Below are 25196 nucleotides of genomic sequence, written 5' to 3' on the forward strand. Positions count from 1 at the left end.
CATGCCTCCACCATCGAAGACATGCACGATGATTTGAGCCGACTCAGCTATTTACGGCGACGCATGATCAAGGCCATGCCAGCCAAACCAATAAGCGCAGTGGAGCTGGGCTCAGGGACTGCTGTGTAAGTCACGTCAACATTGGAATAAGTAGCTGTTGCATTTGCAAAGCTCCCCCCATGCAGAAAACCAGCCGTGTCAAAAGTAAGTGACACAGGAGACGCATCCGTCTGCGAATTGGTCACGCTAAACCCACCCGCCTGACTAAACATGGAATCGACCTTCAATTCACCTCCCACGTTCGTGAAGGTCAAAGAAAATGACACCGCCGAATTGTCAACATAGCTCCCACTCACAGTTCCAGTACCAAGTGAACTACCGCCAGCAAAAGGATGTGTGGCACTTGCATTAGACGTTCTACTCAAGATGCCTGTATTAACATTAGATGTCCCCGCCTGGCCATAATACCCAGAGTATCCATTGCCACCTATGGGAGGCGTCACACCTGTGGAATCATACATTCCCATGCGAAACTGCCCATTACCAATGTCTCCATCCACAGTCATGTTGCCCGTCAACACAAGCATCTCACCATCCGCAAGGGTCACCTCAGAAAATTTTGCTACAATGCTGGACCTGGTAGCATTCGTTACGCTGGGAGAGGACGTGCCAGCACCACTTAACACGCTATCGCCTTCACCATCGAAGACTTGAGTCCAACCAATAAGGGAGGCGGCTGATGCACTTGTTGATGAGAGTGCTAATGCACCCGATATCACGAGGATTTTGTTTAATTTCATAAGCTATTTGTGTGAGGGATGACCTAAAGCTTAGGTTTCCTATTTTATCGTCTGCGATCCATCAGTCCTGCGCCACCGTCAATGGCCCAAACACACATCGCACTAAGTAATAGAGCAATCTGCAATTTGTGACGCAAAAAGCTGATTTTTTTCTAATTTAATCGGCAAATCACAGCTTTTTAAGTGATCACGCCTCGCTGCCACCCACTATTCATCTCGCAGCATCAAAGAGATTCCAGCAACTCCCAGTATGGCAGCATCAACTTGTCTTTCCTTCTCAACCACTGGCCGCGCCCCAGGATCTGAACTCAGCGTCCCATCACTTACGACATTGATATCAAAGTAGCTCGCTGTCATCGCACCAAACGAGCTCCCATGAAGCACCCCCACCATCCCAAAGTTGAAACTCCTTGGCATATATTCCCCGGTACCTGTACTCAGAAACTCCCCAGTTTTCTCATCCTTCACACTCACCTTCACCCGAAGTGTTTCCCCCACACGCTTTACCTCCATTGCAAAAAATAAACGGCAATTCCCACTCAACTCGGGACCTGAGGATACCATACCTACTCTCAGATTCGGCTGCACTTGGCTGGTGAATGGATGGTCCAAGCCTAGCGCATTCTCTTGTTGATAAATCCCTCCCTTCCTTCCGTTTGTCCCAATCGCTGCATAAACACCCGAATGCTCAACAGAACTATCAAAGAGCCCAAACCGCCATTGTCCAGACCCCACGCGGTCTTCAATATCCATGATTCGTATCACACCACTCATTTTCAACGATTGACCATCTTCCAAACTACGCCGTCCAAAGCTGGCCATCAGACATGTCTTCGCAGCATGATCAACCACTGGACCAGAGCTTTGCTCACGCCGCATCTCAGCATCCTCATTACCATCAAATACTTTTTTCCACTGCACCACAGGCTCCGCACTCAGTGCCGAAATTAAACTCAAAAAGCCTGCAACACATGCGAATATTTTTCGGGGGATTTTATGTTTCATAAGGGAAAGTGGCTTGAGAAAGTTGTACTAGTCAGTCATACCCACAAATGGATTAGCGTCCATCAACGACCGGATTTGCGCCTGGTTGAGCACTCCAAAAAATAAGTAAACCTCGTCCAGGTCACCATCCACCGAGAGCTTTCCTGAAACATTAGCGATACTCGCCCCAAACCTCACAGGCAATGCCCCCTCGCTCAATATATCCGTCATCACCTCAGACTCCGCTGCACTTGCATCGACCGCGACTTCCTCACCATTCAGATAAATACGTATATCGGGATGCCCAGCCTCCGTTTGCTCACCCGTATACACCACAGCCAAATGCACCCATTCCCCCATCACACCACTCGGCTTCTCCACTAAGTTGAGCGGAGCTCCCATTAAAGAAACCCTTGGCTTACCAGAATCTAAAACACTCACCTGCCATAGCTTGCCCACTTCTCTCGTCCCCCATGAACAATAGGGGGAGAGAACCTCAGATTGACAATTCTTCCTATGCCTAATCCACGCAGCAAAACTTCGGGGCGTATTTTCCCCCATCCCCCTGAATGCTGACTCAGCAAAAACACCATCACCAGACAAGGATAAGGCCTGACCAAATTTCCCATCTGTAAGGTAAGTAGAAGCTTCGATACCTACAACTTTGGATGCAGCAGTCTGCTTCAAACGCGCCTCATACCCACTCACTCCAGGCAAATTCCCCTTAGCCTCAAATGCCCCATCTCTAGCAGAATCAAAGGACCAATGCACGTAGGGCATACTGTAACTAAACTGCCTCCTAAACACCTCACTACCCAAATCAATCTGTTCCGCCCTACCATAGGGGTCTAACGCCATTGCTTGGCCTTCATATAAATCACAGTCCTCTCCAGTACGTAACTTTGAGTCCACACGCACACTCCCACGCGCCACATGCACTTGAAGTCGATCTTTACTATCAAACCGAAGTCCAAATTCTGTACCCAAATCTATCACCTTCCCACGGTCAGTATGAACCGTAAACCCTCGACCCGCACTTGGAACTCTAAACCAACCTGCTCCCCCATGCATCCGTAATTCAGCTATAGAAACAACCTCCAACTCCGTCGGTCCCTCAACAATCGCCTCCACCCCCCTTGGTAAACTTAACCTCACAACCCCTTGCTTCAAAACCACACGCTCACCCTTCTCTATCTGACCTGCCTCATCCACTACCTCATCTCTCAGATTCTTCACTTCAAGAATGGCATCATACGAAGCTTCCATGAATACCTGATCTCCTATTCCTCCACCACGGCTGTTGAGTTGGTAGAAATGAAAGGCTACACCTAACATGATCAAGGCAGCCAAACCCGATAAGACAGACATCACTGCAACACGGCGCTTTTGCCTTAAAAGAACAAAATCACTCACAGGCAGCGTGCCACTTTCCCCCTTCATCTTAGCCGTACGCTGTAATAGAGAAACAAGTTCCATGTGCTCAAGATATTGTCTCCTCACTCCAGCATCGTCTTTCATTCGCTGAACAAGCCTCTCAGACTCAATCTCAGTGAGTGAACCGTCTTCAAGCCCCTGAATCAGTTGCTCAATTTCCATAGATCTCTTTGTATTTCTCTTCATCACGCACCTGTCAGCGAATGCTTGGTTTTATTCTGTATGCACTTTTTCAAGGCCGCACGAATTCGATAAAGAGCTGCTCTCACTGCTTGCTCACTGCGCCCACTAGCTTTCGCGTATGCTTTGAGGCCAGATTTCTTCCAATACCGGTGAAGGACTAACTCCTGATCCTTCGACTGCAACAAACTCAGACACTCATTCAACATTGCTAGCTTCTTCCCCCCTCCTGTAGGCTCAGACTCTTCCATCTCCTGATGCAGTAAACTACAAAGTTCCTCATCAAACATCACCGATGGAGCACGCTTTGCATTGCGCTGAAAATTCATCACCTGATACCGTGCTACCCTCAACGACCAAGCCTTAAAATTCGTGCCAATCGTAAACTCATGACGCTTCTTCCACAGCACCTCGTTGGTTAACTGAACCACATCCTCAGACTCAGAACACCCTGGAAGTAACGATATGACAAATGCATGTATCAAGTCTTGGTGGCTCACCAACAACTTTACAAAGGCATCTTCATTCTCCGTCTCCATCATTCACAAAATTCTCTCAACTAAGTCATAGAGGATTTCCGAAAATGTGACGCCAATTTTCGTAATTTTTGTAAAAAATAATCCCACACCTGTGATTTCCATACGTCCTAGACGCATCACCCCACCATCCGACGGAAGGTCAAACTCACCCTCGGGCTAGCTACCTTTTTGGTTTTTGCCACACAATGCTGCCAGCATTGCTGCGTCTTTCCACGCATCACCAACAAGCTCCCATGCTCCAAGTCTTTCGCCACCGTCTCTTTGCTACTCTTGTGACGAAATCGCAAACGCCGTTCTGCTCCTAGGCTCAATGCCGCAATCACTGGCTCCTCACCTAGCTCAGGCTCATCATCGCTGTGCCATCCCATCCCTTCCTCTCCACTATGGTAAAGGTTCAGCAAACAAGAATTGAACCTCTCTCCCGTCTCCTTCTCTACCCAACTTTTTATCTCAAGAAGTAATGGCGACCATGCTACCGCCTGCTTCGTCACACCTGAGTAATGGTACTCCCTCCCCGCATCACCATACCAAATCACCTTCCGCGCCGTAACCACCTTCCTCCCAAACATCACTAGTTCATCATGCGCCCAGTTTGGATCACCTAACAAAGCTTCTAGCCAAGCATCTGAATCCGCTGCCATTGCCCCAAAATAGACCACCTCCCCATCGTAAGGTAAAATCGATTGTCTATCCTGAGGAAATAACTCCATTGCTCACGCTCTATCTCCCGATCACAAAAGTCCACAAGCCCGTTTCGTCTCCTTCAACCGAGATCTTCACATCCAGGAATTGTTGGATCACCCGCATGTTCGTGCGTAAATGGTTAGTCATTTTAGCTGTCGTGAAGCTCCCCGTCCCAGCCAGAGCCATCGGCAACAAAACCTGATCAGCAAGATGTTCGCCAAACGCCGCTTCAGGCACCTTGAGGAATTCCCTCACCTGCTTCACCACTCTGCCAGCCACGCGCTCCGCACTGAGTCCATAAGCCCCATAGTCAGTAAACCTCTCAGAGACATGCTCGTAGTCCAAGTGCACCGCAAAACAATTGCCAGCACCATCCACCAACTTTACCTGATCCAAGGACGAGTCATAGCTCTCCCATGCCAGACGCTTCGCCGCATGGTTCACCTCACGTCGCATGATCTCTCCCGATAAATTCGCCACCATCGCAGAGAGCTCCCGGCGCAATAATGCCCCCCGCTCACAAAACGACGCTCCCACAAGCACTGATGGTTCGACCCTCGCCACAATCTCCCCACCTCCAGCAGGAGCAAAACCAACCCGCTCACACTCCAACACAGCACTCACTCCAAGCTTCCTAACAGCAGGTAGAAAAACCTTCGCGATATAATCTGCCGAAGGAGCCAATGGGTTATGCGTTCCGCCACGCACCCGCAGCACACTCATCCCTTCGGCTAGCATCAAAGCCGGTAGTAAAGTCTGAAAAACCAGAGTCGTGCTGCCTGCACTCCCAATCTTGAATGAATACTCCCCCGCCTGCACCTCACCTGGCTCAAAATACAGCTCCTGTGACCCCATCTCCGCCCCGCTCACCTGTGCTCCCGACACCTCTGCCGCCGCACGCACACAAGTCAAATGCTGACGCATCAAGCCCGGCTTCTTACGTCCACCACGAATCTGCACCATCCGAAACGCCCGCCCCGTCACCATCGACAAAGACAACGCCGAACGCAGCACCTGACCACCACCATCACTTCCATTAATCTCTAACATCTTATTTCTATTCTATTTTAAGGAGACCCCGAAAGGCGCGAAAATTACGAACTAACCCAGCTTGTTGAAACGCTCTATATCACGAATCTCACCAATTTCCACGAATGCTTAAACAAGCTCTTTATGATACAAGCTATACGACAATGTGTGTCGATTCGTGAGATCCGTGGTTTTCAATCGTTCTCTCTAGTTAAAGCTTTCGCCACTTTCGCGGTTCCATCATTATCAAACATCTGACGAAGCCACTAGCTCTCACTTAATACTTAACACTTTTCACTTAACACTGATCGGGCAAAGCCCGATCAATCATCCGCCTTACTTGCATCCTTGATCACGAAACGTGCCCTCAAGCGCGCCACAGTATGCGCTAAGTCAGCCTTCTCTACAGATTCTAACACTGCGCTAAAATCTTTATAGGCATCAGGAGCTTCATCTCTAGGGTAGTTTCTTCCATTAAACAAGATATCCGCTTCATTGAGCCCATGATCGACCTCTCTTTGCTCGAGATTTCGAAATGCCCCTCTTCGGCTCATCTGCCTTCCTGCCCCATGATTCACGGAGTAGCAGGACTTCTCAGCGCCTGGCAATGCCGCCATGACCACGGAACCATCACGCGGATTCCCCGGCAATAAGATCGGATGCCCAGTCTCGTAGAAGGGAGTTTCTTTCAGAGCGAAGTGCCCCGCTGGAAATGCCCGTGTCGCCCCCTTTCGGTGCACCCACTGGAACTTGTCCTTCACCTTCTCGTGCCGCGCGATGTTATGCGAAATGAAGTAAACCAAATGCCCTTCCACTTCTGGCAGCACGGACTGGAAAGCCTCGAGCACCAGCGCATTGATCAACAAATGGTTCACTGTCGCAAAGTTTGCCCCAATCGCCATGTCGTCAAGGTAGTCGTTCGCTTCCTGAGTCCCCAGTGGCGCATAAACTAACTTCTTATCATTCGCCGGATAGGGAATCCCCCAGCGGTCAAACATCTTCTCTAACACTCGGAACTGCCCAGTCGCAAGATCGTGTCCGAGACCCCGAGACCCACAGTGTGAGAGAAATGCCACATGCCCATGCTTCAGTCCAAAAACTTCCGCCTTCGCACGCGCCGCAGCATTGTCCTCGATTTCCACAACCTCCGCCTCACCAAAGTGGTTCCCACCACCATAGGTTCCAAGCTGGTCGACCTTTTTCGGGAATCGCTCCTTGAACTGATTGTTCTCACAGAGCTTCTCGAAACGACGCTCGAGTGCCTCCTGAGTTCGATCATGACCAAGGTGAAAACTATCTTCACAACGAGCCGCCCACTCAAATGGAATGCCAAGTGCTGCACAGACCTCCTCAGAAGCCCCTTCCACACAAATCTTCTGTCCAAGTTCAGCACTAATTTCACGCCCGTGCTGTACCGAACGCTGCCCCTTGCCGGCACCTGTTGGAGTACGCTCACAGATCGCCTCAATCAAAGCACGACGCACACGTTTGTCATCGATCTGATCCTTGTGCACATTCGTCTGCAAAAGACTCATTGAGCACTTAATGTCCACTCCAACAGGTCCCGGATAAATATGGGTAGGAGATACCATCACACAGCCCACCGGAGCCCCATAGCCCGCATGCGCATCTGGATTGAGTACCAACTCAGTCACCCCCGGTGCCTCTCGTGAATTCAATGCCTGCTTCAAACAAAGGTCATCAAAACCCTCACGAATAGCCTCTGTCCCAATCACAGTGATCGGACGTAAACTTGTATCGCGCGCTGGTAAAATTCCAGTCGCCTCCCCTGTCGGGATAATTCCTGTCTCTGGCTTCTCTGCTACGGTATTCATTTTCTTCTTTTCTATTTTAAATTTTTCTTTGCGATTCCCTCAAGATGCTCTTTGCGAGCTTTATCCTTTCTCAGTCTCTCTCTGACTCGGCAACTTCTGCAACGAATAGCGACAGACTCCCAATCCCCACCCACTACCTCGTACCACCATTTCTGCTGCTTTGCTGTCCAGAGTTGACGACTCCCACAATCTCTACACGTAAATGGATAATCCTCATAGTAGTCAGGTAGATCAAACAAGAGAGACGAAGATACTATCTTCTCTTTATCCACTGGCAGATGGTTAAACTTTAATCGATTAGCTTGCTGTACCCTCGCTCGCTTCTCAGCCTTCCGCTTCCGTTGCTCTCTCAACTTCTGCCTTTTTTGTTTATTGCTCAACATGGTGATCAGTGGGATTAGCTGCGATGGTGGTTGGATTCCTCCTCCTCTGCCACCACCGCAGCTTGGTGACGATTTTTGATTCACCACTCCTATTGCACCCACCGTGCCAACCCTCTCTACAAGCCCCCCTAAAAATTAATCAATCCATTATTTTATAAAGAGTTACACGCTGTAAATAAATTTTCACCAACAAAAGAACCCACCCCAAAAACACATTAATTAGATAAAAAAATATATATATCTATCTATTTTTATCTACACACCCTCACCACTCTGCTAGTTCTTGGCATGGCTAAGAAAAATGTCGTCTACGGATTTCTGGGCACCCAGCTCGACTACGTTGGAAAGCGCAACCGCTGGGAAAAGTGGCGCCCGACAGTCTCGCTCTGCCAACAAGAAGACTTCATCGTGGATGAACTCGTTTTATTCCACGACCAACGCAGCCAAAAACTTTTTGACACCGTACGCCAAGACATCGCACAGGTCTCACCCGAAACCCATGTGAGGTCTGAAATCATGAACCTCGCCGACCCGTGGGACTTCGAAGAAGTCTATGCGGCACTCTACGACTTCCTGAGTCGCCAAAGTTTTAAACTAACAGAATCTAACTACTACGCCCACATGACCACGGGCACCCACGTAGCTCAGATCTGTCTGTTCCTCCTAACAGAGACGCACAAACTCCCAGGTAAGCTGGTACAGACCAGCCCGAAACGTCGAAACGAGCCCAACCACATTGCTGGCAACTACCAAATCATTGATCTCGACCTTTCCAAGTATGACAAGCTTGCTACCCGATTCACGGAAGAACAGCTCGAGGCTCAGGACTTCCTCAAATCAGGCATCGACACCCACAACGCAGCCTTCAACAAACTGATAGAAGAAATCGAGCTCGTCTCACTGCGCTCCAGTACGCCGATTCTCCTCACTGGACCCACGGGCGCAGGTAAGAGCCACCTCGCCAGCCGCATTTATGAGCTGCGCCAAGCGCGTAACAATCTTGAAGGGGAATTTGTCGAAGTCAATTGCGCCACCCTGCGTGGCGATATGGCCATGGGCACACTCTTCGGCCACAAGAAAGGCAGCTTCACTGGAGCCAGCAGTGACCGTAAAGGCTTGCTACGTGAAGCGCACAAAGGACTCCTATTCCTCGATGAAATTGGTGAGCTCGGTCTCGACGAACAAGCCATGCTCCTCCGTGCCATCGAAGAAGGAAAATGGCTCCCCGTCGGCTCTGACACCACCGTCAAGAGCTCCTTCCAGCTCATTGCTGGCACCAACAAAGACCTGCGCGAAGAAGTCGCTGAAGGGCGCTTTCGCGAGGACCTCCTCGCCCGCATCAACCTCTGGACCTTCACCCTCCCCGGACTCGCAGACCGACGCGAAGACATCGCCCCGAATATTGACTATGAGCTCAACAAACTACGCCAAAGCACTGGCCGCAGCGTCAGCTTCAACAAAGAAGCGCAACTCAGCTTCCTTCGCTTCGCCAATGCTGACTCCAGCCCATGGTCTGGCAACTTCCGCGACCTCAATGCCGCCATCACCCGCATGGCCACCTTCGCCCCACGTGGCCGCATTCGCACAGAAGAGGTTGCCGCTGAAACCCAGCGCCTGCTACACGGCTGGCAGCGCCCAAACTCAGACCACTCCCCCCACCCCTCGCTCGACCACTACCTCACAGCGGAAGAAATCGCTGAGATCGACCCCTTCGACCGACCACAACTCGCCTTCACCATCCACACCTGTAAACAGTCCAGTAATCTCAGCGAGGCCGGTCGCAAACTCTTTGCCGTCTCACGAGAAAAACGCAAATCTACCAATGACGGTGACCGGCTACGCAAATACCTCGCCAAATTCCACCTCCACTTCGATTCCCTCTAGTCCATTAACCACCCCACTTTCTTACCCTCTGCTCCACCCAATCAAGCTCTCCAAATGATTCTCTCATAAAAATAGGTTGATTTCTTAGAACCCTTAATTTTACCTCTCTGCCCATGAAATGCAAATATGTTGCATATGTAGGGCTCTCATTGGGCGCACAGCTTGCTGTTGCGCATGAGGCTGAGAACTCCCCCTCTGAATTGCACACTCTCGACCCGACGGTGGTCACCGGAAAGGCTGAAAACCTTTTAGGAGAGGCACAAACCGCCTCTCGAGGGCAATCAGATCGGAAAGAACTCCTAGAACGCCCTTACCTGCGCCGTGGTGAAATCCTCGAGGTTATCCCAGGCATGGTGGTGACGCAGCACGCAGGCGGAGGCAAAGCGAACCAATACTTTGTGCGTGGCTATAACCTCGACCACGGTGTGGACTTTGGACTCTTTGTCGACGGCATGCCTGCCAACTACCGAGCGCACGGTCACGGTCAGGGCTACGCCGACCTCAACTTCTTAATCCCTGAGTTCATCGAGCAACTCGACTACACCAAAGGCCCATTCTATGCAGAACTAGGTGACCTCACCACTGCGGGCTCCGCTCAGTTCTCGCTGGTCAATAGCCTACAACATAGCTTCGCAAAATTTGAAATCGGGCAGGACAATTATTGGCGTGGTGTCTTCGGCGACTCAGTAGCCCTTGCCGGCGGTCTTCTCACCTACGGTGGTGAGTACAACTACTATGACGGCCCATGGCAGCTAAAACAAAATGCCAAACGAGGCAATGGTATCCTGCGCTGGCACCGTGGTGACGAAAACCAATGGCTCAATGCCACCTTCATGGCTTACGGTGCCGATTGGCGATCAAGCGACCAGATTCCCTCACGCGCAGTCGCCTCAGGAGCCCTCGACCGCTATGGCTATATTGATCCATCCAATGGTGGTGACTCACAGCGATACTCGCTCTCCTTCAACATGGGCAATCGCCAAAACGATGTCTTCTGGCGTGCCAAAGGCTATGTCGGGTATTACGACCTCGACCTCTATTCCAACTTCACCTACCTGCTCGATGACCCGGACAATGGCGACCAATTCCGCCAAACCGACAACCGTATCTTCTTCGGCGGTGAAGTCAGCTCCACCTTTGAAGACCGCCTCCTCTTCGGTCACGAAACCGATTACCTCGTGGGCTTCCAAACCCATAACGATTACATCTGGGACCTAGCACTGACCAAGACGAGCCTGCGCAATGACCTCAACAACATTCGCAGAGACGATGTCTTCACCGGCAACTACGCCCTCTTCGCTAGCGCCAATACCCGCTGGAACGATTGGTTCCGTACCGAAATGGGTCTGCGTGGTGAGCTCTTCTACTTCGATGTCGCCAGCAACCTCGCTGCCAATAGTGGCGATAAAATCGACGGCATCGTCGTGCCAAAACTCAACATGATTTTTGGCCCATGGGATGAAACCGAATACTACCTCAACCTCGGTGGCGGCTTCCACAGTAACGACGCCCGCGGCGTCACCATCAACGTCGACCCAGTCACTGGACTCCCCACTACCGGTGTCGACCCACTCGTGCGCACTTGGGGCTCCGAGCTAGGCCTTCGCTCACACTTGTTAGAAGACGTGACTGCCACCGTCGCCCTCTGGTGGATCTACAACGACTCAGAGCTCCTCTACGTAGGAGATGCTGGCAATGTCGAAGCTGGCCCCTCGACTAACCGCTACGGTATCGAAGTCGCCACCTACTGGCGCCCAAGTGACTGGTTCACCTTCGACGCCGAAGTCTCCGTCGCAGAAGGCCGCTACGAAGATCCCTCACTCACCGACGGTCCTTGGGTGGAAAACCAAGTGCCCGTGGTCGTTTCATCCGGCATTGTGATCGGAGAAGAAATTGGCTGGTTTGGCGCTCTCCGTGGCCGCTACTTCTCTGAGCGCCCACTCACAGCCGACAAATCCGTCGAAGCCAGAGCGTCCTTCCAAGTCAATGCCCGGGCCGGCTACCGCACCGAACGCTGGGAACTCGCTCTCGATGTTCTCAACCTCCTCGACCGCAAGGATAATGACATCGAGTACTACTACACCTCACGCCTTGCAGGTGAGCCCGCCGACGGCGTCGACGACACCCACTTCCACCCGGCTGAGCCATTGACCGTACGCGCCAATTTCACTTGGTGGTGGTAGCCCCCCCACCTTCAAACTTTCTTAAGCAACCAGTCGTTAGTCCCAAGCCCGCTGAGAGATTTCTCAGTGGGCTTGTTTATTTTTTCCATTCCAATGACAGAGCAACTAGCCTATGGGAGTAGTCCACCCATACCATTATGAAACACCTACTCCTTAGCCTCACAGTCCTCAGTTCCCCACTCTGCGCAGAAATTGCCACCGCAGACCTCTCCACCACTCCCGTCACCCAAGATGCCAAATGGGCCAAGAAATGGTGGATGCCGCGCCACGAAGCAAAATTGAAAGAAAAAGAGGCACTCGGTGAAGTCCAGCTCGTCTTCATCGGGGACTCCATCACCCACGCTTGGGAAAATAAAGGGAAGGCTATCTGGAACACGCACTACGCTCCCTACAAGGCACTCAACCTCGGATACTCAGGTGACCGTACCGAACACGTCCTCTGGCGCATTGATAATGGTGAGCTCGATGGCATCAAACCTAAGGCCATCGTCATCATGATTGGAACCAATAACGTCGGCCACCGCAATGAGGCATCCAAAGAAGTCGCAGAAGGTATCAAAGCCATTCTCGATCGCCTCGAAACAAAGCAACCCCAAGCAAAAATTCTCCTCCTTGGAATCTTCCCTCGTGGCGCCACAAGTAATGACCCAAAACGACTACTCACCGACGGCACTAATGCCATCATCAAAAACTTTCACGACGGCAAGCGCGTGTTCTACCTCAACATCAACGACAAATTTCTCGAAAAAGATGGTACCCTCAGTAAAAAGGTCATGCCTGACCTCCTACACCCCAGCAAAGCCCAATACCAAGTCTGGGCCAATGCCATCGACCCTAGCCTCAAAAAATTAATGCAATAAGCCTCGCTTCTCACATTTGAAGCGAGTCCACCCACCATTCCCATGGACGACTACAACCGCCGCCACTTTATCCGCACCAGCCTCCCGGGCTTCCTCGGGCTCAGCATGGCCCTTCCGAGCATCACCGCTCTTGCCACAAGAGCGAATGCCTGTCAGGGACGCCTACCCGAAAATGGCGCCATCAACTGGGATGCCTTCCTCGAAGCCGTCGAAAAAGAAGCTGCCAAGCAACACCTCGACCACTGGAATCAGGAAAAATACGTCGCCCAAGTGGCTGCGCTCGCTCAACGGCTCCAACTTAAAGACCCATCGCTCGCCAAAGCATTCGAGCGCAGTAAACAAGGCCTCGGGAACCAACACCCAGATTTCTATAAACTAGAAAAACAACAAAACTTCGAAGTCAGCCTCGTGCAGTTTGAAAAAGGAGAACAAATCAAACACCACGACCACCCTGACATGACAGGTGTCCTACTCTGCGCCACCGGCAATGTCGACGTCTGGAACTACGACCTCCTACAACATGATGCAGCAGACAAAGTCCTGCTCAAAGAAACTGCAACATCCCGATTAGAGAAAGGCATGGTGTCCACCCTCACCTCCAAACAACGTAACATCCACCGGCTTCAAGCCAACAGCCTCACCCAACTTGTCGATGTCTTTGCCCCCCCCTACAACCGCGAACGCATTCGCAAAAGCCAATGGTTCGACGTCGATACCGAAACCTATCAAGGCCGCGACAAAATCTATGAAGCAAGTACCCGCTGAGCCCGAGTTATACCATTGAGCGAAACGGAATGGTATTACCTCACAGCCTAAGCTAAGGCACGCCAGTCGATCAGAACCTTGCCACCTCTCTCCCCCTGTTGGGCGTGTACGAGTGCTTCGCTGACCTTCTCTGGTGGATAAAGCGTGTCTATCGATTGCTCTAACTTGCCCTCTATCACCCATGCAGCCAACTGGTCATAAACCTGCTGAACTTCCTCCCTTGGAGCCGCTGCTAACCACTTAGTGATCCAAAGCCCACGCAGGCTAATGCCCTTAAAGATAAGAAATTTGTTAGGAACTTTGAGGCTACGCATACTCATCGCGCCAAAGGTCACCTGGGTCCCATATTCTCCCAGTGCGTCCATCTGCCTGAGCGCACTATCTCCCCCCACCGCATTAGATGCCAAACGCGGCAACTTCTCCCCACAAATCGCACGCACTTTCTCCACAAGCTCCGCATCGTCAATCAATACATGGTCCCCCCCCAGAGCTTTCAGACTTTCTTCAAGCCCATCACGACGCACCACGTTGATCGTATGAAGCCCCATTTGCTTAGCTATCTGAATCAAACACTGGCCAACTCCAGAGTTAGCTGCATTTTGAATAACCCAATCTCCGGCCTCTAACTGCTCAAATCCTTTGAGCACACGCCAGGCAGTGGCGGGGTTCACTTTGAGCATTGCAGCCTGCTCTGGGGCAATCTGAGAAGGAATACGCAAGACCTTGCGAGCGTCGCAGACAATATGGCTCTGCCAGGTCCCCACACGCTCAATAAAAATGACCTTGTCCCCCACTTCGAATCCCTCCGCCTGGCTCTCTAGCACTTCGCCACAACCCTCAATTCCAGGTGAGTCTGGCAGCTCGGGTCGCACCCCGTAATTACCTTGGATAAAATTGAGATCAGCGGGGTTGATAGGTGTCACTAACATCCTAACAAGCACTTCACCAGACTGGAGATCAGGCAGCCTGACTGGCTCGAGCTGTGTCACTTCCTCGGCCTTGCCGAAGGTATGGAATCGTATGGATTGTGAGATCATGGAAAGAGTCCTCGTTGTTGTTTTACATCGGCCACTTCTTTAATGCCGAGAGCAAGTGCCGCCAGACGGTGAGGCAGATTTTTCCACTGCGCAAATGAAATGACACGGTCGAACGCTTTCGCCATCATCGTATCGAGTTTGGAAAGCACCTCTTGTTCGCTCCACTGAAAACGCTGCAAGTTCTGCACCCACTCGAAGTACGATACCGTCACCCCCCCAGCATTACAGAGAATGTCAGGAATCAAAAAGATGTCGCCACGCTTTTCAATGATCTCATCCGCCTCTGGAGTCGTCGGACCATTCGCGGCCTCAGCCAACACCCTGCATTGAAGTTGCCCAGCATTCTCAGCCGTAATCACCCGCTCTAAGGCCGCAGGCACCAGTACATCACATGCTTGTACTAACAACTCATTAGGATCTATCGCAGCAGCTCCCGCGAAACCTTTCACCCCACCGTGCTCCTGAACGTGCGCACTCAAGGCTTTGACATCGATCCCCTCTGGCTGATACAGCGCTCCAGTCACATCCGAAATCCCTGTGATTTTCACTCCAAAACGTGAAAGTGTCAGCGCGGCGTGGTAGCCAACATTACCGAAACCCTGAATAATGGCAGTCGCCTTTTCATGGCGAATCTTGCACTTCGTTAATGCTCGCGTCGCTAAAAATGCCACCCCGTGACCAGTCGCTGCAGTGCGCCCCTCAGAACCCTGAAGGTTGACTGGCTTGCCCGTCACGATGCCCGGAACTAGGTGCCCAGCATGGCTGGAATAAACATCTAACATCCACGCCATCACCTGATCATTTGTCCCCATGTCTGGAGCCATCACATCCGTTTCTGGCCCTATGAAAGGCAACATTTCAGCGGTGTAACGACGCGTCATATTTTCTAACTCCGCCTCACTCATATGGCGTGGGTCACAGGTCACCCCACCCTTACCTCCACCAAAAGGAAGCCCCATGAGAGCACATTTCCAGTTCATCCACATCGCCAAAGCTGCCACCTCGCCAAGCTCCACACTCGGGTGAAAACGCAAGCCACCTTTGACGGGACCGCGCGAAAGGTGGTGCTGGACTCGATATCCAAAAAAGACCTCAGTCTCCCCATTGTCCCGCTTGATAGGAATACTGACCGTCAGCAAACGCTTCGGCCATTTGCACCGCTCTCTCACATCTTCCGAAAGCTCTAAAAAGTCCGCTGTGCGATCAAATTGTTCAGCGGCCATCTGAAATACTGGGTTTTCAAGGAGTTGCTCCTTCATAACCTCTAAGCAAACATGTGAGCCCCAACAGGAAAAGAAAAATGCATCACCTCATTGGTCGTTAGAAAATATCTAACTACTAAAAAAAGAAACCCCAATTGGAATGACCAACTGGGGCTTAGTAAGATCGTATGACGCAACGCGTCAGCTCACATTGTGCTGAGTGATGCGAGAACTTCACGCATGCTTTCGACATTTTCAAGCCACTCGTCGAATTCTTCAGATTCAGACCAGATTTCACGGAGTTCAGATTCCTCACTTAGAACTTTATCTACAGAACCTACAGCAATTGCAGGAAGATCACTGACGTCATCACATTCGTTATCCCCTACCCAGTCAACCAGCTCACCAGGAACACCAGCGCGTGGCTCATCGAGCAGTGCAATGAGTGTCTCACCTGCGGCTAAAATCGTAGAGCCTTGATCAGCCTCAACGTAGCCAGAGTCTGTGCTCAAGGAATCTACGAGAAACTCACGAGGTTCGTCGGAATCAATCAATTCCTGAATCCAATCATTTGCGGTATCTTCTTCGAATGTCTTTGTTCCCCAAGCTGCCATAATCTGTTGTTCCTTGTTGTACGCGTTGATTCGGATTTAGAGGATGGAATTGAGGTGGTCAACCTCTCTTGGTGACTTTTTTTGCTACTTTTCTCAGACGCTATTTCTCAAGCATATAGATCATTGATTCTCATCAGATTAATCGGCATAATCTCACCTCCATGGAGCTCGAAAGCGTCTACCAATGCCCTGAAAACTCCCAACTTCAGGAGATGAACGACCAACAATTGCGGCGTCACTACGCACAGGATGAAATCTGTGTCCAGGTCGTCGCATGGTTCTATTTGTTCTTCGGTAGTTCCCTAGCGACCATCTCATTGATCTTACTCTGGCTCAGCATAGAGATCGACAATGTCATCACCAGCTTCATGAGCTTCTCGGCATTGCTCGCCGCCCTCGTCTACCAATTGATCGGTTGGGGAATGCGCCACTACGACCCGTGGAGCCGCGCCCCTGCACGCTTTGCCGCCATTGTCATGATGTTTTTTATCCCCCTTGGGACCCTGACCGGGCTGCTCTGCTTTTCACTGCTGAGAACGCGTGCTGATGAAGCCATTTTTACCACCAAATATCGCGCTATTTTACTCTCAGAGCCCAATCAAGGGAAATACCTGAGTCTGTGGCTTCCTATCGTTTTTGGCACCCTTACCGGGCTTCTATTGGCCCTCGCAGTCTATCTACAACGCCATCTCATCATCGAGCTCCTCTCCCGCTAGTGTGCGCCCCCCGACCCAGACGCTCGGCAAAGTCTCCATTGAGAAGGTCGAAAAGATTGCCATCGGGATCACTCACGGTCACGACCCGTGCCCCCCATGGTTCATCGCGCACTGTGCCGCTGAACTTCACCCCCTGGGCGCGCAATTCCGCGTAAAGGGCATCCACATCCTCCACGTAACATTGCAGGCCCGTGTGTGCTCGATTGAATGGCTTTTGCCACTCGTAAATACGCATGCCAAAGCCGGCACAATCAAAATGCGCATAACGCGAGAAGTCGTCCCTTCCCTCACACACCACTGGTAGCCCCAGAAGCCGATGGTAGAAATGGTAGGAGGCCTCGAAATCAGAGGCAGGAAAGGCGATGAAGCCAGCTTGTTGAAGTTGCATGCGAGGAAGCTTAGAGAGTCCCAAGCCCCCTGACCATTACCGATCTTCACTTCCCAAAAAAATGGCGCGTCCTCGAACTGAGAACGCGCCATAAGAAATGCTTGAGTAGCTGAATTAGACGAGCATGAGCGTTGGTTGCTCAACAAACTTCTTCACAGCATTGAGGAAGGTCGCAGCAACTGCACCATCAACCACACGGTGGTCACAGCTCAAACCAAGGTTCATGCGAAGCCCTGACTTGATCTCACCATTGACTGAAACTGCTTTTTCAATGATGCCGCCGACGCTGACGATCGCCGCTTGTGGTGGGTTAACGATCGCATCAAACCCTTCCACGCCCCATGCTCCGAGGTTGGAAATCGTGATGGTACCACCATCGAATTCTGAAGGCTTCAGCTTCTTGTCGCGTGCACGCTTTGCCATGTCCTTAATCTCCTCAGAAATGGTGAGAAGTGACTTGTTTTGCGCTTCCTTAACTACAGGAGTCACGAGGCCGTCTTCCACAGCAATCGCCACAGAAATACCCACATTGGCAAACTCAACAATGCTGTCGCCATTGTATGAAGCATTCACCGCTGGCACCTCTTGGGCTGCATTGATGATGGCTTTGACAATAAAGTCATTCACCGTGTACTTGTTCCCCCCTGTCTGCTCGGTCTGCGCGTTGATTTGCTTACGCAAAGCCATCAATGGCGCGGCATCACACTCCACGTGCAAGTAGAAATGCGGAATCGTCACCTTAGATGTGAGCAAACGGTCAGCGATGATCTTACGCATCGTTGAGAGTGGCACGACCTTGTCATCAGGTCCCACGGTTGGAAGAATGCCTTGTGCCGGTGCGGCTGGAGCCGCTGCAGGTGCTGGGCTAACAGCTGGTGCCGCAGGAGCAGCGGCTGATGCCACTGGTGCCGCTTCGACATCCGCTGCAACAATACGACCATTAGGGCCTGTCCCTTGTACCGCATTCAAATCAACGCCTTTCTCAGCTGCAATCTTACGCGCTAATGGTGAGACGCGAAGACGGGAGCCATCGGCTGCTACTGGTGCAGGTGCCGCTGCCTCCTTGGCAACTGGCTCACTCGCTGCTGCCGGTGCCGCTGCTGGCGCTGCCGCCGCTGCAGGTGCTGGAGCGTCCACATCTTCATCTTCCTCAGCCAAAACAGCGAGAATAGCACCCACTGGCGCTTTGGTTCCCTCTTGAACCTTGATTTCTACGATAGTGCCTTCGTCGAATGCTTCCATTTCCATGGTCGCTTTGTCTGTTTCGATCTCAGCAATAATGTCGCCGATTTCCACTTCTTCACCGACATTTTTGCGCCATGTCACAAGTGTGCCCTCAGTCATCGTGTCCGAGAGCTTTGGCATTTCGATATTTATAGGCATAACTAAAAATTTTAAAATTATTTCCGCAACTTGCTGCGGTGCCCATATTTCTCCCAATCTTCCACAATGAGCAAGCGGAATATCGCTCTTTTTATGCCAGCACCCGCCGAAATGCCCAACGGCCCCACCCGACACCGATTCCACACTCCCTCGCTCGCCACTCAGATCCCTCACCGCGTCGCTCCCAAGCTCGAAATACCGAGCACAAAAAAACCCGCTCAGCGGATGCTTGAGCGGGTCTGCTAGATTTTTAGAAAATTTCAGATCTTAAAGATCAGGAGCGAGTGTCTTCATGGTTGGAATCAAACCGAGCTGTGGCTCGCCAGTACCCCCTTGCATAGTCGCACGGGAAAGGACATTGTTGCCAACTGTTCCGCAGCAACCTGGCTTTGGACAGAATGTGGAGTAACACTTCGTGCAACCCTGTGGCTTCTCTGCTTTCTTAGGACGTGGCTTGCATTGCTTGGCCACCTTCTTCGGCTTTTGGTCCTCTGGACAACACCACCACTTCTTCTTAGGACACTTTGCTACTGGTGCAACATACTTACCCTTAGAAGCTAAAGTAGTGTCTTGAGAAACTGCATTGCCACTGGCATCATAATAAATGGCTTCTTGGCTGCATGATGCAAAGAACATCGCCACCAAAGCGGTTGATAGGATTTTAAGTGCGGTTTTCATAGATAGATACGCATGTTAGTTTCCTCACAGAATGTTTCAAATAAATTTTAAATAAATATAAAGAAGAATAATCTAATCTAACTCACTATATATCTAATAGATATTAATATTAAATCATACAGATAAAACAAAAAAAGAGCCCTCGGTGTGAGGGCTCTGAAATGGGATAGGGGTGGGTGAGCAAGCGCGTGGCTTAACTGATACTCAAGACGGCCTTCACCACCTTTGGAGCACTCGGCAACTGCTCAGGCTCGACAGCAGGTGAGTAAATAGCAGGGGCGTCTAGTGAACAGACACGCTTGATAGGAGCATCGAGGTAGTCGAAGGCATGCTCTTGGATCAAGGTTGTGATCTGGGCAGAAACGCCACAAAATGGTTTAGATTCATCAACCAATACCGCACGATTCGTTTTCTTCACTGAGTTCAAAATAGCATCCTGATCGAGTGGGCGGATAGAGCGAAGGTCAACGACCTCAGCGCTGATGCCGTGTTCATTTTGGAGAATCTCCGCAGCCTCAAGTGCATGCAGAGTACTGCGACCGTGAGCAATCAGTGACACATCGGTACCCTCGCGCTTGATGTCAGCCACACCAAGAGGAATTGTGAAATCTCCATCTGCTGGATCCGGCACAGGGCCTTTGATTCCGTAGAGGAGCGTATTTTCCATCACGTAGACGGGGTCATTGTCACGGATCGCCGTCTTCATTAGACCTTTAGCATCCGCAGCAGTAGCAGGGGAGACCACCTTCAAACCAGGAAAGGCTGCAAAAAGACCTTCTGGAGTGTGCGAGTGGGTTGCCCCCACGTTGGTGCCACCATTAGCAGGACCACGCATCACAATGGGACAATTACACAAGCCACCAGACATATACCGAACATTAGCGGCATTGTTGACGAGTTGGTCAAAGGCCACTGAGTGGAAGGACCAGAACATCAACTCCATAACTGGGCGAATGCCCAACATCGAAGCACCCACGCCCATGCCGATGAAGCCAGCCTCAGAAATAGGCATGTCCATCACACGCTTGTCGCCCCATTTGTCCCATAGACCGCGAGTGACTTTGTAGGCTCCATTGTATTGGGCTACTTCTTCACCCATAAGTACGACGTTCTCATCGCGTGCCAACTCCTCGTCGAAAGCTTCATTGAGTGCGTCTCTGTATTCGATTTCTCTCATTGTAAAAGAATGGTTAAAATTAGGTGAAAATTAGTCGTTAAAGAAATGGCGGCCGGTCTTGCCGGACTCCGTCTGGTTATCCACTTCCCAGTACACGTCATCGAAAATATCATCAACGGTAGGGAAGGGGGACTCATCCGCAAACTTCACTGAGGCTGCAGCCTCTTTCTTTGCTTCCTTGTCAATCGCTGTAGCTTCTTCTTCGGTGATAATCCCTTCAGAAATGATTTGTTGCTTCCACAAGGAAACTGGGTCGTGATTCTTTTTGTAATCCTCGATCTCCTCAGGAGTGCGGTACTTTTTGTGGTTAGCATCCGCTACGGAATGCCCGTAATAACGGTAGGTAAAGATCTCTAGCACAGTAGGTTTGCTCTCCTTGTGCGCGCGCTCCAATGCTTGCTGTGTCTTAGCGCGGACCTCATAGAGATCCTCGCCATTCACTGTGTCCCAAGCCATATCATAAGCCTCAGCACGCTGTGCTAAACAATCCTTATAAGCCGAGGATCGCTTCTGACTCGTTCCCATCGAGTACCCATTGTTCTCAATGATATACACTACTGGGATGTCAAAAAGTTCCGCGATGTTAAGTGATTCATGGAAAGCTCCTTGGTTGATTGCTCCATCACCCATGTAGCACAAACATGCTCCCGTGTTGCCCTTATACTTTTCAGCAAATGCCAAGCCGAGACCCAGTGGCGTCTGACCACCCACAATCCCATGTCCGCCCCAGAAATTCTTATCTGGCGCAAAGAAGTGCATGGAACCACCTTTACCCTTCGAACAACCAGTCGCCTTACCAAATAGCTCAGCCATACATTCATTCATGTTCATTCCACACGCCAAAGCATGTGCATGACAACGGTATGCGGTGATCACATGATCGTGTGCGCCACACAAGGACACCGTCCCAACAGCCACAGACTCCTGGCCAATGTAGAGATGCAAAAAGCCTCCCATCTTGCCCTGAGAATAAGGCTTCTGCGTGGCTTGCTCAAAGCGACGAATCCGCGCGAGCTGTCTGTAGAGGCCAATCTTATCATCCGCAGTAAGCTGCTGGTTGATAGGTGCCTGAGAATAATCTGTCGTTGTAGCCATTGTTACTGATCCTTGGTTGTTAATCTCGTTGATCTTTGGAACCCTTGGGTAGACCTTATTCCAACTTCCCGCAAGTCCGAATCGTATCTTACTCTCTGGTCTCCATTTCTCACCAGTATGAAGTCTTTTCATCTCTGTTCCACGTGGAACAGGCAGCCGGAGGCTGCAGTGTTAAATGTTAAGTGATGAATGTTGAATTCCATACAGATGAAACAATTTCGATCACGCGACATATTCTCATATGCTTCATCATGCTGGAATTTAACACTTAGCATTCAACACTCAACATTGTGGCCTCCGGGCCACTGTTCCACGTGGAACCTTGGGGAATCGCGGCTTGCCTTCTGGATCGGCGGGAGTAAGTTTCTGCCGCTATGTTCCGCTATCCTAAAGAATACGACGTCCTCGTCATTGGTGCAGGCCACGCTGGTGTGGAGGCTGCTCTGGCTGCTTCGCGTCTTGGCTGCTCGGTTGCGATGCTGACTCAGAATCTCGACACCATTGGTGCGATGTCCTGCAACCCAGCTATTGGAGGATTGGCTAAGGGACATATGGTCCGCGAGATCGACGCCCTCGGCGGAGCCATGGCTCTCAATACAGATGCCACAGCAATTCAGTTTCGCATGCTCAATGCGGCCAAAGGCCCCAGCGTGCGCGCCCCCCGTGCCCAGTGTGACAAGAAGGCATACCAATTCCGCATGAAGTGGCTCATCGAAGGCCAGGAGAACCTCGATTTACACCAAGGCAATGTCGCAGAAATACTCGTCAAGAATGACAAAGTCTACGGCGTGCGCACCAGCCTGCAGATGGAAATCATCGCCAAGTCTGTCATCCTTTCAGCGGGCACTTTCATGCGTGGCTTGATGCATGTTGGCTTAAAAAATGAAAAGGGTGGCCGTATGGGTGATGCCATATCGACAGTCAGTGACAGCCTCAAACACCTTGGATTTGAAGTCGAGCGCTTCAAGACTGGCACTCCCTGCCGGATCAATGCACGCTCCATCGACCTCAGCAAATGCGAACGCCAAGATGGGGATGAACCCGCTCCCAAATTTTCCTACATGGCGCATACCATCGGGCGCAAAGCGGATGATATCTTCACTCTCAACCCATGGGCTGACCCCGCGTTCCACGTGGAACAAGTTCCCTGCTGGATCACCTACACGAACCCACAAACCCACACCATTATTGGCGACAACCTACATCAATCGCCAATGTATGCGGGCAAGATCGAATCAGTAGGCCCACGATATTGTCCATCGATTGAAGACAAGGTCGTCAAGTTTGCCGAAAAAGAACGCCACCAAGTATTCATTGAACCCGAGGGCAGGCACACGCTTGAGTGCTACATCAATGGAGTCTCCACATCACTTCCCTACGAAGTCCAACTCGACTTCATGCGCACCATCCCCGGACTCGAACATTGCGAAATTATCCGTCCGGGCTACGCCGTCGAATACGACTATTGCCCACCCACTCAATTACTCCCGAACCTCGAAACGAAGTTGATCGAGAACCTCTTCTTTGCAGGACAAATCAATGGGACATCTGGCTATGAGGAAGCCGCGGCTCAAGGTTTGATGGCGGGAGCCAATGCTGCCTTCAAGGTGCGCGGGGAATCTCCCTACATTCTAGGACGCGATGAATCCTATATTGGTGTGATGATTGATGACCTCGTCACAAAGGGCTGCAATGAACCCTACCGCATGTTTACCAGCCGTGCTGAATACCGCTTGTTGCTGCGCCAAGACAACTCGGATCTACGCCTGACTCCAAGAGCTGCCGAGAGGGGACTCGTAAGCGAGGAACGCAAGCATTTTACCGAGGACAAAATGGCCTCCATCGCGGAAGCTTCGGCCTTCATCAAAGAGACAACCTACCAATCCACTCGACTCGATAAGTGGTTCCGCAGAGCTGAGAATTCCTGGCAAGACCTCCCTCAGGAAATCCGTGACAAATGGTCTGAGGCGCTCTGGCCCATCATCGAGACCGACTTCAAATATGCGGGCCACCTCGAACGCCAACAAAAACAAGTCGAACGTCTCTCGAAGATGGAGCACAAGAAAATACCTGCAGACCTCGACTATGAAAATATCTCAGGTCTGAAGCGTGAAGCCAAACAAAGCTTTGCCACCATCCGACCCCAGACCTTAGGCCAGGCAGGCCGCATCGCTGGCATCACACCAGCAGATGTCACTCTGCTCTCCATCTGGCTCGATAAAAATAAAAAAGAAGCCGATGTCTAGCTGGCTTGAATGGTTTGCCGTAATGCTGGGCGGGGGCGCACTCTCACTCAAGTGTCTTGCCGTTTGGTCTCAAACACGCTCAGCTGCCCACGGACTCATTCACGGCCGACTCGCCCCCAATAACGCCTCACCCAACAGCGTCTGCAGTGAAGGTGAGGCAGCCAATATCGCTCCACTCAAACTCTCCGGACCCGATACTTGGGAGGACCTACAAGACGCCATAGAAAGCCTCTCAGGGCGCCTTATCACCGTTGAGTCACACTACCTCCACGCGGTCTTCAAAACGCCTATCTGGGGATTTGAGGACGATTTAGAAGCCCGCCTCGATACCGAAACTGGACACATCCAACTCCGTTCTTCCAGCAGGGTGGGGTACTCTGACACGGGGACCAATGCCAGACGTGTCGAATCACTCAGAGCGCTTCTCGAATAATACTTGCAACATAGCTTTCCTACTTGATCAGTGAAGCAGTACTCACACGAGTGGACCAGAATGCTTCAGAACAGGCTTCTCTTATGGCGTCACTCGAACCACTGAGAGCAGCACAGGAAAAGAACCCCTAGGTGGCTCTGCAGCGGCTTTTAGCCTTGGAGCCCTCCCCAGGTGTCGCGCCATTCCTTCGGCAGCCGTTGCGGACGGCCTGCGGGCATTTGTACCATGGCTAGAGCCTGGCGACAGGTCACGAGGCAACGATCGACTCCCTCAGCATAGATTTCGAAGCTCACCCAGAACTTCACTTTCTCGATCGACTCGAGTCTCCCCTTGATGGTCAATTTATGACCCAAGGTCGCAGGAAATTTGTAATCAATTTCAGTGCGCACGACGACTGGATAGAGGTTGCTATCAGCCATCGACTTTAGGTCCATGCCCATCCGCTCGGTGGCGAGTTTGGTCCGGCAGGTTTCTATCATCCTGAGGTAGGCAATATTGTGGACCACGCCACCAATATCCGTATCAAAGAACATCACATCTTCCTGGGTGATATAGCTGGGAATCTCATCGGCCATGGAGAAGACATAAAAGCATCGACCCACAAGAGCAAGTATCAGATGGTAGGCGAATACGAAGTGGGAAAGTCCACATCCTCAAGTGGACGAGA

Annotated in this window: 24 protein-coding genes; 7 read left to right on the plus strand and 17 right to left on the minus strand. The window is 51.2% G+C overall.

Going from position 1 to position 25196, the window contains the following annotated elements; genetic code table 11:
- Positions 1-47: 47 nt before the first annotated feature.
- The 8 genes from ACFSW8_RS16590 to ACFSW8_RS16625 form a co-directional block, all read right to left on the minus strand.
- The gene (locus ACFSW8_RS16590; RefSeq protein ID WP_377087976.1) at positions 48-800 is read right to left on the minus strand and encodes a PEP-CTERM sorting domain-containing protein; all 753 of its coding nucleotides are present in this window, start codon (positions 798-800) and stop codon (positions 48-50) included.
- A 207-nt stretch (positions 801-1007) separates the two neighbouring features.
- Complete coding sequence (locus ACFSW8_RS16595) at positions 1008-1805, minus strand: hypothetical protein (RefSeq protein ID WP_377178798.1); 798 nt, start codon at positions 1803-1805, stop codon at positions 1008-1010.
- Positions 1806-1832: 27 nt separating this feature from the next.
- A complete protein-coding gene (locus tag ACFSW8_RS16600) occupies positions 1833-3380 on the minus strand; it encodes a LamG-like jellyroll fold domain-containing protein (RefSeq protein WP_377087973.1) in 1548 nt (515 codons plus the stop codon).
- A gap of 23 nt (positions 3381-3403) precedes the next feature.
- Entirely contained in the window at positions 3404-3940 is a 537-nt protein-coding gene (locus ACFSW8_RS16605; protein ID WP_377087972.1) for a sigma-70 family RNA polymerase sigma factor, read from the minus strand.
- Between the two features lie 113 nt (positions 3941-4053).
- On the minus strand, positions 4054-4647 hold the full coding sequence (locus ACFSW8_RS16610) for an alpha-ketoglutarate-dependent dioxygenase AlkB family protein (RefSeq protein ID WP_377087971.1): 594 nt from the start codon (positions 4645-4647) through the stop codon (positions 4054-4056).
- A gap of 10 nt (positions 4648-4657) precedes the next feature.
- Positions 4658-5671 carry an RNA 3'-terminal phosphate cyclase gene (gene rtcA, locus ACFSW8_RS16615; RefSeq protein WP_377087969.1) on the minus strand — a complete coding sequence of 338 codons (1014 nt, stop codon included), beginning with the start codon at positions 5669-5671 and terminating at the stop codon, positions 4658-4660.
- Between the two features lie 302 nt (positions 5672-5973).
- The gene (locus ACFSW8_RS16620; protein ID WP_377087968.1) at positions 5974-7485 is read right to left on the minus strand and encodes an RtcB family protein; all 1512 of its coding nucleotides are present in this window, start codon (positions 7483-7485) and stop codon (positions 5974-5976) included.
- A gap of 11 nt (positions 7486-7496) precedes the next feature.
- Complete coding sequence (locus ACFSW8_RS16625; RefSeq protein WP_377087966.1) at positions 7497-7868, minus strand: zinc-ribbon domain containing protein; 372 nt, start codon at positions 7866-7868, stop codon at positions 7497-7499.
- 288 nt (positions 7869-8156) lie between these two features.
- Between ACFSW8_RS16625 and rtcR the strand changes: the two genes are divergently transcribed.
- From rtcR to ACFSW8_RS16645, 4 genes are all read left to right on the plus strand, one after another.
- Positions 8157-9752, plus strand: coding sequence for an RNA repair transcriptional activator RtcR (gene rtcR, locus ACFSW8_RS16630; RefSeq protein WP_377087962.1), 1596 nt, complete (start codon positions 8157-8159; stop codon positions 9750-9752).
- A 113-nt stretch (positions 9753-9865) separates the two neighbouring features.
- Positions 9866-11935, plus strand: a complete 2070-nt coding sequence (locus tag ACFSW8_RS16635; RefSeq protein WP_377087960.1) for a TonB-dependent receptor — start codon at positions 9866-9868, stop codon at positions 11933-11935.
- Positions 11936-12072: 137 nt separating this feature from the next.
- Positions 12073-12795 carry a platelet-activating factor acetylhydrolase IB subunit gene (locus ACFSW8_RS16640; RefSeq protein WP_377087957.1) on the plus strand — a complete coding sequence of 241 codons (723 nt, stop codon included), beginning with the start codon at positions 12073-12075 and terminating at the stop codon, positions 12793-12795.
- A 42-nt stretch (positions 12796-12837) separates the two neighbouring features.
- Entirely contained in the window at positions 12838-13560 is a 723-nt protein-coding gene (locus tag ACFSW8_RS16645) for a cupin domain-containing protein (protein ID WP_377087956.1), read from the plus strand.
- Between the two features lie 47 nt (positions 13561-13607).
- On the opposite strand, the gene ACFSW8_RS16650 is transcribed toward ACFSW8_RS16645, so the two are convergent.
- From ACFSW8_RS16650 to ACFSW8_RS16660, 3 genes are all read right to left on the minus strand, one after another.
- Positions 13608-14597, minus strand: a complete 990-nt coding sequence (locus ACFSW8_RS16650; RefSeq protein WP_377087954.1) for an MDR family NADPH-dependent oxidoreductase — start codon at positions 14595-14597, stop codon at positions 13608-13610.
- Positions 14594-15856, minus strand: a complete 1263-nt coding sequence (locus ACFSW8_RS16655) for a Glu/Leu/Phe/Val family dehydrogenase (protein WP_377087952.1) — start codon at positions 15854-15856, stop codon at positions 14594-14596. The genes ACFSW8_RS16650 and ACFSW8_RS16655 overlap by 4 nt, the downstream gene beginning before the upstream one ends.
- Positions 15857-16005: 149 nt before the next feature.
- Positions 16006-16413: a DUF4259 domain-containing protein gene (locus ACFSW8_RS16660; RefSeq protein WP_377087951.1), complete on the minus strand. Its 408-nt coding sequence runs from the start codon at positions 16411-16413 to the stop codon at positions 16006-16008.
- Positions 16414-16574: 161 nt separating this feature from the next.
- Here ACFSW8_RS16660 and ACFSW8_RS16665 point away from each other — a divergent pair, with 161 nt between their 5' ends.
- The gene (locus ACFSW8_RS16665) at positions 16575-17129 is read left to right on the plus strand and encodes a hypothetical protein (protein ID WP_377087950.1); all 555 of its coding nucleotides are present in this window, start codon (positions 16575-16577) and stop codon (positions 17127-17129) included.
- Here ACFSW8_RS16665 and ACFSW8_RS16670 read toward each other — a convergent pair.
- The 5 genes from ACFSW8_RS16670 to pdhA all read right to left on the minus strand — a co-directional run bounded on the left by ACFSW8_RS16670 (position 17107) and on the right by pdhA (position 21850).
- The gene (locus ACFSW8_RS16670; RefSeq protein ID WP_377178800.1) at positions 17107-17517 is read right to left on the minus strand and encodes a VOC family protein; all 411 of its coding nucleotides are present in this window, start codon (positions 17515-17517) and stop codon (positions 17107-17109) included. The genes ACFSW8_RS16665 and ACFSW8_RS16670 overlap by 23 nt on opposite strands.
- 114 nt (positions 17518-17631) lie before the next feature.
- On the minus strand, positions 17632-18900 hold the full coding sequence (locus ACFSW8_RS16675) for a pyruvate dehydrogenase complex dihydrolipoamide acetyltransferase (protein WP_377087947.1): 1269 nt from the start codon (positions 18898-18900) through the stop codon (positions 17632-17634).
- Between the two features lie 267 nt (positions 18901-19167).
- On the minus strand, positions 19168-19578 hold the full coding sequence (locus tag ACFSW8_RS16680; protein WP_377087943.1) for a hypothetical protein: 411 nt from the start codon (positions 19576-19578) through the stop codon (positions 19168-19170).
- 193 nt (positions 19579-19771) lie between these two features.
- On the minus strand, positions 19772-20755 hold the full coding sequence (locus ACFSW8_RS16685) for an alpha-ketoacid dehydrogenase subunit beta (RefSeq protein ID WP_377087941.1): 984 nt from the start codon (positions 20753-20755) through the stop codon (positions 19772-19774).
- 30 nt (positions 20756-20785) lie between these two features.
- Positions 20786-21850: a pyruvate dehydrogenase (acetyl-transferring) E1 component subunit alpha gene (gene pdhA / locus ACFSW8_RS16690; RefSeq protein ID WP_377091408.1), complete on the minus strand. Its 1065-nt coding sequence runs from the start codon at positions 21848-21850 to the stop codon at positions 20786-20788.
- 374 nt (positions 21851-22224) lie between these two features.
- Between pdhA and mnmG the strand changes: the two genes are divergently transcribed.
- Both mnmG and ACFSW8_RS16700 read left to right on the plus strand, forming a co-directional pair.
- Complete coding sequence (mnmG, locus tag ACFSW8_RS16695) at positions 22225-24096, plus strand: tRNA uridine-5-carboxymethylaminomethyl(34) synthesis enzyme MnmG (protein ID WP_377178802.1); 1872 nt, start codon at positions 22225-22227, stop codon at positions 24094-24096.
- The gene (locus ACFSW8_RS16700; protein ID WP_377087940.1) at positions 24089-24529 is read left to right on the plus strand and encodes a DUF1499 domain-containing protein; all 441 of its coding nucleotides are present in this window, start codon (positions 24089-24091) and stop codon (positions 24527-24529) included. The genes mnmG and ACFSW8_RS16700 overlap by 8 nt, the downstream gene beginning before the upstream one ends.
- Before the next feature lie 149 nt (positions 24530-24678).
- Here the strand turns inward: ACFSW8_RS16700 and ACFSW8_RS16705 are convergent, their stop codons facing one another.
- Entirely contained in the window at positions 24679-25131 is a 453-nt protein-coding gene (locus ACFSW8_RS16705) for an acyl-CoA thioesterase (RefSeq protein ID WP_377178804.1), read from the minus strand.
- Positions 25132-25196 lie beyond the last annotated feature (65 nt).

This window comes from Rubritalea tangerina (assembly GCF_042683245.1).
Taxonomy (GTDB): Bacteria; Verrucomicrobiota; Verrucomicrobiia; order Verrucomicrobiales; family Akkermansiaceae; genus Rubritalea; species Rubritalea tangerina.